Origin of the sequence: Nonomuraea sp. NPDC050643, assembly GCF_040654715.1 — a bacterium.
GTDB lineage: Bacteria > Actinomycetota > Actinomycetes > Streptosporangiales > Streptosporangiaceae > Nonomuraea.
On the sequence record NZ_JBFAIM010000044.1, the window covers coordinates 11,279 to 23,761 of the forward strand.

The 12,483-nt window shown below is 69.4% G+C and carries 10 protein-coding genes, 1 tRNA gene and 1 riboswitch; of the genes, 10 read left to right on the forward strand and 1 reads right to left on the reverse strand.

The window, feature by feature from the left end; genetic code table 11:
- Positions 1 to 15 precede the first annotated feature (15 nt).
- Positions 16 to 2,043, reverse strand: coding sequence for an N-acetylmuramoyl-L-alanine amidase (locus tag AB0I15_RS41980; protein WP_358109047.1), 2,028 nt, complete (start codon positions 2,041 to 2,043; stop codon positions 16 to 18).
- Between the two features lie 441 nt (positions 2,044 to 2,484).
- On the opposite strand from AB0I15_RS41980, the gene AB0I15_RS41985 reads away from it, so the two are divergent.
- The 10 genes from AB0I15_RS41985 (at position 2,485) to AB0I15_RS42030 (ending at position 12,145) form a co-directional block, all read left to right on the forward strand.
- Positions 2,485 to 2,745 carry a hypothetical protein gene (locus tag AB0I15_RS41985; RefSeq protein WP_358109051.1) on the forward strand — a complete coding sequence of 87 codons (261 nt, stop codon included), beginning with the start codon at positions 2,485 to 2,487 and terminating at the stop codon, positions 2,743 to 2,745.
- 51 nt (positions 2,746 to 2,796) lie between these two features.
- Positions 2,797 to 3,084 (forward strand): hypothetical protein, encoded by a 288-nt coding sequence (locus AB0I15_RS41990; protein ID WP_358109054.1) that lies wholly within the window; start codon positions 2,797 to 2,799, stop codon positions 3,082 to 3,084.
- Between the two features lie 11 nt (positions 3,085 to 3,095).
- Entirely contained in the window at positions 3,096 to 4,916 is a 1,821-nt protein-coding gene (glmS, locus tag AB0I15_RS41995; protein ID WP_358109057.1) for a glutamine--fructose-6-phosphate transaminase (isomerizing), read from the forward strand.
- Positions 4,917 to 4,976: 60 nt separating this feature from the next.
- Complete coding sequence (locus AB0I15_RS42000) at positions 4,977 to 5,759, forward strand: SAM-dependent methyltransferase (RefSeq protein ID WP_358109060.1); 783 nt, start codon at positions 4,977 to 4,979, stop codon at positions 5,757 to 5,759.
- An 80-nt stretch (positions 5,760 to 5,839) separates the two neighbouring features.
- On the forward strand, positions 5,840 to 6,229 hold the full coding sequence (locus AB0I15_RS42005) for a hypothetical protein (RefSeq protein WP_358109063.1): 390 nt from the start codon (positions 5,840 to 5,842) through the stop codon (positions 6,227 to 6,229).
- Between the two features lie 176 nt (positions 6,230 to 6,405).
- Positions 6,406 to 7,287 carry a tripartite tricarboxylate transporter substrate-binding protein gene (locus tag AB0I15_RS42010; protein WP_358109066.1) on the forward strand — a complete coding sequence of 294 codons (882 nt, stop codon included), beginning with the start codon at positions 6,406 to 6,408 and terminating at the stop codon, positions 7,285 to 7,287.
- Positions 7,288 to 7,291: 4 nt separating this feature from the next.
- A riboswitch (cobalamin riboswitch) is annotated at positions 7,292 to 7,488 on the forward strand.
- 110 nt (positions 7,489 to 7,598) lie between these two features.
- On the forward strand, positions 7,599 to 9,761 hold the full coding sequence (locus tag AB0I15_RS42015) for a ribonucleoside-diphosphate reductase subunit alpha (protein WP_358109069.1): 2,163 nt from the start codon (positions 7,599 to 7,601) through the stop codon (positions 9,759 to 9,761).
- Positions 9,762 to 9,771: 10 nt separating this feature from the next.
- Complete coding sequence (locus tag AB0I15_RS42020) at positions 9,772 to 10,767, forward strand: ribonucleotide-diphosphate reductase subunit beta (RefSeq protein ID WP_358109072.1); 996 nt, start codon at positions 9,772 to 9,774, stop codon at positions 10,765 to 10,767.
- 12 nt (positions 10,768 to 10,779) lie between these two features.
- Positions 10,780 to 11,871, forward strand: a complete 1,092-nt coding sequence (locus tag AB0I15_RS42025) for a mechanosensitive ion channel domain-containing protein (protein WP_358109075.1) — start codon at positions 10,780 to 10,782, stop codon at positions 11,869 to 11,871.
- Positions 11,872 to 12,069: 198 nt separating this feature from the next.
- Positions 12,070 to 12,145 (forward strand) — tRNA-Pro (locus tag AB0I15_RS42030).
- The last annotated feature ends 338 nt before the right edge of the window (positions 12,146 to 12,483 follow it).

Here is a 12,483-nt window from a genome sequence, read left to right on the forward strand (position 1 = left end):
CGGGTGCGGCCAAATTCAGCCGATCATGCGGACGTCCTTGGTCATCACGAACATCACCCGGTGGCCGAGCTGGATCTGGTGGTAACGGACCTTGCCCGTCGTCGTGACGTGCCGGGCCGCGTTGAAGGCGTTGGCGGCATAGTACGAGCCCGTGACCGTGTCACCCACCGTGTACGTCTGCCCCGGCGCGATCCGATACTTGAGCGGCGTCAGCGGCTGGTACGACACCCCTTTGTAGGCCGACTTCTCCGGATAGGCGCGCCCGTACACCTTCACGTCGGCCGTCAACGGCGTGACGAGCGGGCCCTTGGCCGGGATGGCGGTCGGGTTCGAGGCCGGGTTGTGGAACCAGGCCTTCTGCCCCAGGTACCAGATGGCCGTCCAGTCCCCCTGCCGTTCCGCGACGGCGTAACGCTGGCCGGTCGAGGCGCGGGCGCTGTGGTCGTACACGCTGTACGTGCTCGGCTTGCCCGGATGCTTGCCGAGGTCGGTCACCAGGGGAGCGGTGGTGCTGGGCGAGGTGTGCAGCCAGACGGTCGCGGCGCCGTGCGCGGGGCACGCCTGGGCCGCCTTCGTGCTCACGCAGCCGGTGAAGCGCGGGCGGTTGGCGTTGTACGACGGGCGGATGATGATCGAGTCGCCGTTCTTGGCGGCCTTGAGCGGCCTGCCCATGAGCTCGAAGTAGTGCGCCCAGTCCCAGTACGGCCCCGGGTCCTCGTGCATCCCGGCGACCGTCTTCGGGTTCGTGCCCGGCACGTTGTCGTGGCCGAGGATGTGGGCGCGGTTGATGGGGATGTCGTACTTGTCGGCCAGGTACCTCGCCAGCTTCGCCGACGACCGGTACATCGCCTCCGTGTACCAGGTGCCGCCCTTGGCCAGGTAGCCCTCGTGTTCGATGCCGATCGAGCGGGTGTTGACGTCCCAGTTGCCCGCGTGCCAGGCGATGTCCTTCGTGGCCACGTGCTGGGCGACATGTCCGTCGCGGGAGCGGATGGTGTAGTGCCAGCTCACGTACTTCGGGTTGCGGATCATGGAGGGGATGCCCTGGTAGGAGCCCTCGGTGTCGTGGACGATGAGGTAGTCGACGGCGCGTTCGCGGTTCAGGCGGTCGTGGTTGCCGTAGTCGCGGTCATTCTTCTTGCCGAACCGCTTGAAGGCGGCGGGCATCCACTCGCACGTCAGCGAGGAGGGGCATTCCGCCCGCTCCGACGTCTGCCCCTTCGGTCTGGCGGGCTCGGCGAGCTCGGGCTCCGGGCCGAGGTGGACGTCCTCGTCCGTGTCGGTCTCCTGGTCCAGCGAGTCCTCGTCGGTGATCGGCGCGCCGTCGGTGTCGACCTCGAACTCCTCGTCGGACGTCACCGGGGCGTCGTCGTCGAGCGGGGTCTCCGTCTCTGCGGGCAGGCCCGGTACGGGGTCGAGGCGTACCGGATGCCCGTCGTCGGTGATCCGCTCCGCGCCCTCCCGCATCACCGCGAACACCTCGTCGGCGAACGCCCGGGACGCGACCGGGTCATCCGTCCCCGCGTACCGCTCGATCGCCCCATGCCAGTCGGCCGGGTCGGCGCTGGGACGCTCCTGGTAGGAGGCGAGCAGGGCGGCGCCGGCGCGGATGTTCGCGGCGGGGTCGGTCCGCAGCCGGGCGGCGTCCACGCCGGTCAGCCGGCCGGCCTCGGGCAGGGTCGTCCGGGGCGGGGCCGCCGCCATCCGCAGGGCCGAGGGGTCGAGGGCGCGCGCGGGCGACATCGGCCGGGCGTCGTCCCCGCGCGGATCGCCGTGCATGTCCCCCAGGTGCGTGCTTTCGGCGGGGAAGACGTCCACCAGGTGCATCGGCCCGTACCCGCCGGCCGTGCTCGGCCGTCCCGCGTTGCCGTCCCACCGCGACTCCAGGTACGCCACCCCGAGCAGCACGCTCTCCGGCACCCCGTAATCACGGGCGGCGGCGGCGAAGTCGGACTGCCGCCCGGAGCCACTCGATCCGGGTACGGCGGCGGGTGCGGTGAGCGCACCGGCGACCAGGACGGCGGCGAGCCAGAGCGGTTGCATGACCATCTCCCCCAAGAACGTCACGATTCGACTACTCACCGTAACTGTTCCCAGAAAGGGATGTGTCAGACGGGTCGGATGATACGCATGAGATCCGCCAGATCGGCGGCGAACTCGGCATCCCAGTCATCGGCTGCCAGATGCCCCACCGGCCGCTCCTCCCCGGTGGCCCGGTGGCCCCGGGATCCTCGGGGGCGAGCTCGGTGAGCAGCCGTCCCACGAGCCCGTCGAGCAGCTCGTCCTTGTCGCGGAAACAGCCGTGGAGGGCCATGGGCGTCACCCCGGCCCGCTCCGCCAGGCCCGCATCGACAGCGCTCCAGCCCGCGCTCGTCGGCGATCGCGAGCGCCGCGTCGAGGATTTCCGGATGCCGCGAGGTCTTGAGTTTTCGCACGGCCGCGTGATCGCCAGAGGCACGGCGGGCGTCGCAGCGCCGCATCGTCGTGCCGGCCGGGCGCAACGTGCTGCTGCGCATGCGCGGCCCGGCCCACCTCGTCATGCCCATGGTGCTCATGCTGATCTTCAAGAGCCTGCTGGGCGAGGCCGCCCAGGCCGTGACCGGCCTGCTGGTCTACGGGGTGCTCGCGGTCGCGGTCGCCGTCGCCGGCGCGGCCGGTCCGGCGGCGGTGCTCGTCGCCCTGTGGGCCGCCGACGGAGCCTTCACCTGGTGGCGTCTCGGTCGCGCGGGAGCCCTTTCGCGTTAATTCCTGCCCGATATCGGGCAGGATATTGGCGTGCCTCGTTCCAGAGCCGTAATGTCCTCGTCTGTGTCCCCGGCACGGCATCCGTACGAAGATCTCATCGCACACCTCACCAGGACGAGCCCGCTCGGCCCGGGCGAGGCGGCCCGCGTGGTCGCCGACGTGCTGTCCTACTTCTCCGAGCGCGTCGAGGAGTTCGTCCGGCGTCGTCACGGGGAGTTGAAGTCCCGCGGCCTCACCAACGACGAGATCTTTCCCAGGATCGCCGCCGAGTTACACGGCCGCCGGGTGGCGGCTCCCGAGCTGTCCTTGAGGCAGCTACGCAGGATCGTTTACGGATAGAGGAGACCTCGATGTGCGGAATCGTGGCCTATGTCGGCCCCAAGGACGCGGCGCCCATCCTGCTGGAGGGCCTGCAGCGGCTGGAATATCGGGGCTACGACTCGGCCGGGGTGGTGGTGTCCAACAAAGGGCTGAAGCTGCGCAAGGTCAAGGGCCGGGTGGCCGACCTGGCCAAGGTGGTGCCCGCCCGGTTCAAGGGCGGCCTCGGCATCGGGCACACCCGGTGGGCCACGCACGGCGTCCCCAGTGACGAGAACGCACACCCCCACCTGTCCACCGACCAGCGCATCGCGGTCGTGCACAACGGCATCATCGAGAACGCCGGCGAGCTGCGCGCCAAGCTGGAGGCCGACGGCGTCACGTTCGCGTCCGAGACCGACACCGAGGTGCTCGCGCACCTGATCGCCCACGCGGTCGACGAGAACGACTCGCTCGAGGAGGCGGTCAGGAAGACGCTCAAGAGCATCGTGGGCACGTACGGCATCGCCGTGATCGACTCCGAGCGGCCCGGCGAGGTGGTCGTGGCGCGCAACGGCAGCCCGATCGTGGTGGGCATCGGCGAGAAGGAGATGTTCGCCGCCTCCGACGTGGCCGCGCTGGTCCGCTACACGCGCCAGGTCGTGCACCTGGAGGACGGCGAGCTGGCCGTGCTCAAGGCCGACGGCTTCCACACCTTCGCCAGCGACGCCCGCGAGACGGCCAAGGAGCCGCTGACCGTCGACTGGGACGCCGGGCACTACGACACCGGCGGCTACGAGCACTACCTGCTCAAGGAGATCTCCGAGCAGCCCGAGACGATCACCCGGACCATGAGCGGCCGGCTCGACGAGCGCTTCCACGTCGCCCACCTCGGCGGGCTCAACATGGACGCCCGCGAGATGCGCGGCTTCCGGCGGGTGAAGATCATCGGCTGCGGGTCGGCCTACTACTCGGGCCAGATCGGGGCGCAGCTCATCGAGGAGCTGGCGCGCATCCCGGCCGACGCCGAGCCGGCCAGCGAGTTCCGCTACCGCAACCCGGTCGTCGACCCCGACACGCTCTACGTCGCGATCAGCCAGTCGGGCGAGACCTACGACACGCTCGCCGCCGTGCAGGAGCTCAAGCGCAAGGGCGGCCGGGTCATCGGCATCGTCAACGCCGTGGGCAGCGCCATCGCCCGCGAGGTCGACGGCGGCATCTACCTGCACGCCGGTCCCGAGGTCTCGGTGGCCTCGACCAAGGCGTTCACCTCGACCTCGGTGGCGTTCGCGCTGCTCGCGCTGCACCTGGGCCGGGTGCGCGACCTGTCGCCCGCCGACGGGCGGCGCATCGTGGAGGGCCTGCGCCGGCTGCCCGGCCAGATCGAGCAGATCATCGGACAGGGCGAGGCGATCGCCGAGCTGGCCAAGAAGTACGCCCAGCACCCGAGCATGATGTTCGTCGGCCGGGTCCGCGGCTACCCGGTGGCCAGGGAGGGCGCGCAGAAGCTCAAGGAGATCTCGTACGTGCACGCCGAGGCCTATCCGGCCAGCGAGCTCAAGCACGGCCCGCTCGCGCTGATCGGCCCCGACATGCCGACGGTCGCGATCGTCCCCGACGACGAGCTGCTCGACAAGAACCTCACCACGCTGGGCGAGATCCGTGCCCGCGGCGGCCGGGTGCTCATGGTCGGCCACCGCGAGCCCGACGCCAAGCTGGCCGACGACGTGATCGTGATCCCGAAGAACGAGATCGAGCTCGACCCGATCCTGCTCACGATCCCGCTGCAGCTCCTCGCGTACCACGCGGCCGTGGCTCTCGGCAGGGATGTGGACAAGCCTCGCAATCTAGCCAAGAGCGTCACGGTCGAGTAGTTCTCTCGAATTCGGCGCAAACTATCGTTATCTCGCTGCGGACGACATAAATTCGATACTGTGCGGCAGTTCGACCATCAGCGGCCCAATCCCGCACGCATGTACGACTACATGCTCGGCGGGAAGGACAACTTCGCGGTCGACCGCCAGGCCATCGACCAGCTCGCCGAGCTGATCCCGGAGGCGGTCGCGCTGGCCCGCGCGAACCGGGCCTTCCTGCAGCGTGCCGTACGTTATGTGACCCGCGCCGGGGTCTGCCAGTTCCTCGACCTCGGCAGCGGGCTGCCCACCCAGGGCAGCGCGCACGAGGTGGCCCCCGATGCCAGAGTGGTCTACGTCGATCATGATCCGGTGGTCGCCGCCCACGCCACGGCCCTGCTCAGGCACTCCTGCCCGGACAGGGCCTTCTTCGTCCACGCCGACCTGCTGGACGCCGCCGACGTGCTGGCCCAGGCCGTCGGCTTCCTGGACCTGAACCGGCCCGTCGGGGTGCTGCTGGTGTCGATCCTGCACTTCCTGCCCGACTCCGCGGGGCCGAGCCAGGCGATGGCGGTGCTGCGCGAGCGGATGGCGCCGGGCAGCTTCCTGGTGATCTCCCACGCCACGACGATGGGCCGGCTGGAGGACGAGGAGCGGACCACGGGCATGTACCGGAACGTGTCGGCGGGCGGCGGCACCGACCGCACCCCGGCCGAGATCCGCGCGTTCTTCGGGGATTTCCCGCTCGAGCCGCCCGGTCTCGTCCAGGCCACCGACTGGCGTCCCGACCGGCCCAAGCTGGTGGGCGACTGGTCGTTGCCCTCTTCTCTCATGGCCGGAGTCGGCAAGAAGAAGAACGGTTGAACCATTCACCATCTCCATACGTGTGATGAAGGCGAACCACGCACGTGTCGTTGTCTTCATCGGCAGATGGGAATCAGCCAATGTTCCACCGCACGCTCGCCCTGGTTTTCGGCGCCCTGCTCGGCGCCTCCCTCCTCACCGGCCCCGCATCGGCCGCGACGGACACCACCCCGCCCAGCGTCCCGACGCTTCTGACCGTCTTCGAACAGCCATTCCTCGAGTTGATGTTCAGCTACTCGCTCTCGACGGACAATGTCACGCCGAAGGCCGGCATCACGTACGAGCTGTATCTCGACGGCGTGTTCGAGAGCGACATCAACCCCTTCATCCGTCCCCAATTCCCGAACATCTCGGTGGCCTTCGCGTACGCCGACGAGCCCGGCCCCGTCACGCTCACGCTGCTGGCGGTGGACGCGGCGGGGAACAAGTCCGGGCTGAGCAACGCGATCACCGTCACAGCAGTCCAATAAAAACCCGAAAAATCACGACATCGTAGTCCAAGGCGGCGATGTGTAACTCCGCGTAATGTGTCAATAACTTCTCGTAATGGGATGCTCGGGGGAGTAGGCACATGCGGCGTCGGCGGTTCTTGGCATGGGGGCTCGGTGTGGCGGCGGGTGCCGCGGCGTGCGCGTCCGGGTGCGGCATGGAACGCGTCACCGGCGGCGCCGCGCCGCTCCTCCGCTTCTCGATCAGCCCCGGCGGGCGCCGCTGGACTCATGTGGGGGAGGCGTTCGCCGGGGCGGCCCGCGCGGCCGGGTTCGCCACCGGGGCGGGCACGACGATCACCGTGACCGGCCTGGCCGCGCTGGCCGCCGCCGAGCTCAACAACGGCCAGACCCTGCTCGACGCCGCCACCCCGCTGGCCAGGCTCAGCGGCGAGATCGAGGTCGTGGTGGTGCGCGCGGGCTCGCCTCTCAGGGACTTCGACGACTTCGGTGCCCAGCTCCTCGCCCGGCCCGGCCAGACGCCGCTGGCCGGCGGGCCGCAGGCCGAGCCCGACCACCTGCTGTTCGGCCTGATCGCCAAGGGCCTCGGCGCCGACACCCGGCAGGTCGACTACACCGGCTACCCCACCAGCACCGGAGCCGTCACCGCGCTGCTCGCCGGCAAGGTGGCCGCCGCCGCCGGCCTGCTCGCCGACTGGCGCGAGCACATCGGCAGGGGCCGCGTCGTGGCGCTGGCGGTGTCCTCGGCCGAGCGGGTCCCGGACCTGGACGCGCCGACGCTCCTGGAGGCCGGCGTACGGGTGGACTTCGCGGACTGGGTGGCTGCCTTCGGCCCCGACCGCATGCCCGCCGAGAGCCGCGAGCGGGCCGTCCGCATGTGCGACGAGGTGATGGACTCGCACGCGTGGCAGGCGGCCTGCCGGGCCGCGGGCTGGTTGCCGATCCCGCTCACCGGCGACGACTTCACCCGCTGGCTCGGCTCCGAGATCGAGCGCACCCGCGCCGTGCTGCGGGACCTCGGCTTGATCGACGCCACCAAGGCCACAACATGCTGGGGTAGTTGCGGGAACGGCCACTAGATGTAGGATCCTGCTCGTCGCTGGTTCGCCTTTTCGGAGGCGGAGCAAAAGGGAACCCGGTGAGATTCCGGGGCTGCCCCGCAGCGGTGAGCGGGAACGACCGCCGTCATGAGCACTGGAGAGATCCGGGAAGCGACGGCCAGTAGGAGCCTTGGAGCACGCCCGCGAGCCCGAAGACCTGCCAGCGGCATGCCGTCAGGCATGCAGTGTTCAGGGCCTCGAGGGTGGGCCAGGCGCGACGCGGCCGATCCGTGCCGTCGTGCTCTTGGCGTGCCCTCGCGGGGGAGTGAGCTCGCGAGGAGAGAGAGCACGTGACGCAGATCGTTGAGGTTGACCGCCGCCTGGCCATCGAGGAGGCCGCGGCCCGGGTGATCGCGGACCCGGCCAACTCCCGGGTCGCCGCCCGGCTGCTGGCCGAGGAGATCGCCGACGAGGCGGCCGGGCACGGGGTGCGGTCGTTCTCCGAGTCCATCGCCGCCACCCACGCGGCCGGGCTCATCCAGGACGGGCTCGCCGAGTTCGTCGCCGCGCACGCCGCCGAGCTGGACGCGCTGGTCTCGGGCGAGGCGGACGAGCGGTTCGAGTATTTCGGGCTGCGCACGGTCTACGACCGCTACCTGCTGCGCCACCCCGAGACGCGGGCGGTGCTGGAGCGGCCGCAGCACTTCTTCCTCCGCGTGGCCTGCGGTCTGTCGGAGACGGTGGCCGAGGCGGCCGAGCTGTACGCGCTCATGTCCACGCTGTCGTACCTGCCCAGCTCGCCCACCCTGTTCAACTCCGGCGCGCGCCGCCCGCAACTGTCGTCGTGCTTCCTGCTCGACTCGCCGCGCGACGAGCTGGAGGCCATCTACGACCGGTACGGGCAGGTGGCGCGCCTGTCCAAGTACGCCGGCGGCATCGGCGTCTCCTGGACCCGGGTACGCTCGCGCGGCTCCCTGATCAGGGGCACGAACGGCCACTCCAACGGCATCGTGCCCTGGCTGCGCACGCTGGACTCGTCGGTGGCGGCGGTCAACCAGGGCGGGCGGCGCAAGGGCGCGGCCTGCGTCTACCTGGAGACCTGGCACGCCGACATCGAGGAGTTCCTCGAACTGCGCGACAACACCGGCGAGGACGCCCGCCGCACCCACAACCTGAACCTGGCCAACTGGGTGCCCGACGAGTTCATGCGCCGCGTCGAGGCGGACGAGACATGGTCGCTGTTCGACCCGAAGGAGGTGCCCGACCTCACCGACCTGTACGGGGAGGCGTTCACGGCCGCGTACCGCGCGTACGAGGCCGAGGGCCGTTTCACCCGCCAGATCCCCGCCCGGACCCTGTACGGCCGCATGATGCGCACGCTCGCCCAGACCGGCAACGGCTGGATGACGTTCAAGGACGCCGCCAACCGCACCTCCAACCAGACCGCCCGCCCCGGGAACGTCATCCACCTGTCGAACCTGTGCACCGAGATCCTCGAGGTCACCAGCGACGCCGAGACCGCGGTCTGCAACCTCGGCTCGGTCAACCTGGCCGCGCACCTGACCGGCGGCGAGATCGACTGGGACCGGCTGCGCGCGACCGTCCGCACGGCCGTGCGCTTCCTCGACCGCACCATCGACCTCGGCTTCTACCCGACGCCCGAGGCGGAGGCGGCCAACAAGCGCTGGCGGCCGATCGGGCTCGGCGTGATGGGGCTGGCGGACGTGTTCTTCACGCTGCGGCTGCCGTTCGACTCGCCGCGGGCGCTGGAGCTGTCCACCAGGATCGCCGAGGAGATCGCGCTGGCCGCGTACGACACCTCGGCCGACCTGGCCGTCGAGCGCGGGCGGCACCCGTCGTACGCCGACACGCGGGCGGCCGGGGGAGTGCTGCACCCCGACCACTACCCGGTGACGGGGTCGCCGCGCTGGGACGCGCTCCGCGACAAGATCGCCCGTACCGGCCTGCGGAACTCGCTCATGGTCGCCATCGCGCCCACCGCGACGATCGCCTCCATCGCCGGCTGCTACGAGTGCATCGAGCCGCAGGTGTCCAACGTGTTCAAGCGCGAGACCCTGTCCGGCGAGTTCCTCCAGGTCAACCGCTATCTGGTGGCCGACCTGCAGGCGCGCGGGCTGTGGACGCAGCAGCTTCGCGACGACCTCAAGCGCGCCGACGGCTCGGTGCAGACGGTGCCCGGCATCCCCGGCGACCTCAAACTCCTCTACCGCACGGCCTGGGAGCTGCCGCAGAAGGCGCTGATCGACCTGGCGGCCGCGCGGCAGCCGTACATCGACCAGTCGCAGTCGCTCAACCTCTTCATGGCCAGCCCCACCATCGGCAAGCTCTCGTCGATGTACGCCTACGCCTGGAAGCAGGGCCTCAAGACCACGTACTACCTGCGCTCCCGCCCTGCCACGCGCATCGCCCAGACCACGGTGGCGGCGACCGTCTCGGCGGAGGCGGTCGCCTGCTCCCTCGAGAACCCCGAAACCTGCGAAGCCTGCCAGTAAAGGAGATCTTGTGCTGCTCGACCCCGGCATGGACCTCACCCTCCGGCCCATGCGCTATCCGGACTTCTACGAGCGCTACCGCGCCGCCATCCGCAACACCTGGACCGTCGAGGAGGTGGACCTGCACAACGACCTCGCCGACCTGGCCAGGATGACGCCGCAGGAGCGCCACCTGATCAACCGCCTGGTCGCCTTCTTCGCCACCGGCGACTCCATCGTGGCCAACAACCTCGTGCTCAACCTCTACCAGCACGTCAACGCCCCGGAAGCGCGCCTCTACCTGAGCAGGCAGCTCTTCGAGGAGGCGGTGCACGTGCAGTTCTACCTGACGCTGCTGGACACGTACCTGCCCGATCCGGACGAGCGGGTCAAGGCGTTCGCCGCGATCGAGCACATCCCGTCGATCCGCGACAAGGCCGAGTTCTGCTTCAAGTGGATCGACTCGCTCGGCGGCCTGCGGCGGCTCGAGACCGCCGACGAGCGGCGCCAGTTCCTGCTGAACCTCATCTGCTTCGCGGCCTGCATCGAGGGCCTGTTCTTCTACGGCGCGTTCGCGTACGTCTACTGGTTCCGCTCCCGCGGTCTCCTGAGCGGACTGGCCACCGGGACGAACTGGGTTTTCAGGGACGAGTCCATGCACATGGAGTTCGCCTTCAGCGTGGTGGACACGGTCAGGGCCGAGGAGCCGTCGCTGTTCGACGACGAGCTGGCCAAGCAGGTCACGATCATGCTCGAAGAGGCCGTGGCCGCCGAGCTGGCCTTCGCCGACGACCTGTGCGGCGACGGCATGCCCGGCATGGGGGTGGACCAGATGCGCCGGTACCTGGAGTACGTCGCCGACCAGCGCCTGGTCAGGCTGGGCATGCCCAAGAGGTACGACTCGGCCAACCCCTTCGCGTTCATGGAGTTGCAGGACGTCCAAGAACTTGCCAACTTCTTTGAACGGCGTGTCTCTGCTTACCAAGTGGCGGTTGAGGGCAATGTGAGCTTTGACGAGACGTTCTAAGACATTGGGGGCATGAGCGTGCAGTCTCCAGCGGACTGGCCGATCCTCGTAATCTCGGTGGTCGGATCCATCCTTCTGGTAGAAGTCGTCCGGCGGGTGCTGAACAGGGTGGGGCGCAAATGGGCGCTGGCCCGGCATCTCGTGGAGCACTGCACGTGGCCGGCCTTCGCGGTGGCCGCCGTGGTGGCGTTCAACCTCGTGTTCGAGCCGGGGATGTTCGGCGCCTCCCCGACTGAGCGGAGCCTCGGCGGCACGGTGCAGCGGGTGCTCGGCCTGCTCACGATCGCCGGGGTCACCTGGCTGATCGTGCAGGCCACGTACGCGCTGACGGACGTCGTCCTCGACCGGCTGGTCCTGGTCGAGGGCGAGCGCAACCGGCGCGCCCGCCGCATCATGACCCAGATCGCCCTGGTCCGCCGCGTCGCCGCCGCCGTCATCATCGTGGTCGCGGTCGGCGCGATGCTCTTCTCCTTCCCGCAGGTACGCGCCCTCGGCGCCGGCCTCCTGGCCTCGGCCGGCATCGCCGGCGCGATCGTCGGCATCGCCGCCCAGCCCACCATCGGCAACGTGCTGGCCGGGCTCCAGCTCGCCTTCAGCGACGCGCTCCGCCTGGACGACGTGGTCGTGGTCGAGGACGAGTGGGGCCGCATCGAGGAACTCACGCTCACCTACGTGGTCGTGCGCCTCTGGGACGAACGCCGGCTCGTGCTGCCGGTCTCGTACTTCACCCAGACCCCCTTCGAGAACTGGACCAGGCATGGCAGCCGCGTCCTGGCCGTGGTGTTCCTGCGCGTCGACTGGTCCGTCCCCGTACCCAGGCTCCGCGAGGTCCTGTACGAATTCCTCCAGACCAACCCGCTCTGGGACCAGAAGGACTGGACGCTGCAGGTGACCGACGTGCTGCCGAACGGCCTGGTGGAGTTGCGCGCCCTGATGAGCGCCGCCGACTCACCGTCGTCCTGGGACCTCAAGTGCGACGTACGCGAATTCCTTGTCAACTACGTCCGCGACAATCACCCCGACGCCCTGCCGCGCTTCCGCCTCGAAACACCGGAGACCCGCGTGGGCGTCACCTGGACAAAGGACCGCGACGGCCAGAATTAAATACGTGGCACCATCGCCGATCACGGGTTTACCGTGGACATCGTCCAGTCCGAACCCCGGCCCGAAAGGCGAAGAAGTGCGCGCCCCGAACACCCCGAGACCGCTCCTGACTCTGCCCGAGCCGCTTTCCGGATGACCTCCGCGGAAATCACCGGAAAGCCGTCTCAGCGCAATCGAGACGGCTTCTTTCATTCACCACCGAGTGTGGGGCAGCTTGGTCAGCCCGCCTGCCTTGGGAGCAGGAGCACCGCAGGTTCGAATCCTGCCACTCGGACGACGGCCCTGAAAGAAAAGGGCCGCGGGCAACGGCCTGGCCGACGGGAATGGCGCCCCCCGGCCGGACCCCGCCCTCGCCCCGGGCCGGCCCACGCCAGCCAGGCCCGGGGCCCAGTCGCGCCAGCCAACGGCACAGGCGCGGTCTTCAGGAGGCGGATGCCGAATTGAGGCCGATGGTAACGAGCGTGTGTCGCGCGAGTGCGAATTCGGCTACGGCAACAAAGCTTGTGAACTACCCGCCATCAATTCACTGAGATCACGTCAGAGACCTCACGTTCAGTCAGGCCGACAGTGTCTGGAAAAGGTCTGGCCGGTCACGAGATAGCGAACAGCGTA

Coding starts and splice junctions, on each gene's coding strand:
- AB0I15_RS41980 (WP_358109047.1), bottom strand. CDS start 2,043: ATGCAACCGCTCTGGCTCGCCGCCGTCCTGGTCGCCGGTGCGCTCACC.
- AB0I15_RS41990 (WP_358109054.1), top strand. CDS start 2,797: ATGTCCTCGTCTGTGTCCCCGGCACGGCATCCGTACGAAGATCTCATC.
- glmS (WP_358109057.1), top strand. CDS start 3,096: ATGTGCGGAATCGTGGCCTATGTCGGCCCCAAGGACGCGGCGCCCATC.
- AB0I15_RS42005 (WP_358109063.1), top strand. CDS start 5,840: ATGTTCCACCGCACGCTCGCCCTGGTTTTCGGCGCCCTGCTCGGCGCC.
- AB0I15_RS42010 (WP_358109066.1), top strand. CDS start 6,406: ATGGAACGCGTCACCGGCGGCGCCGCGCCGCTCCTCCGCTTCTCGATC.
- AB0I15_RS42025 (WP_358109075.1), top strand. CDS start 10,780: ATGAGCGTGCAGTCTCCAGCGGACTGGCCGATCCTCGTAATCTCGGTG.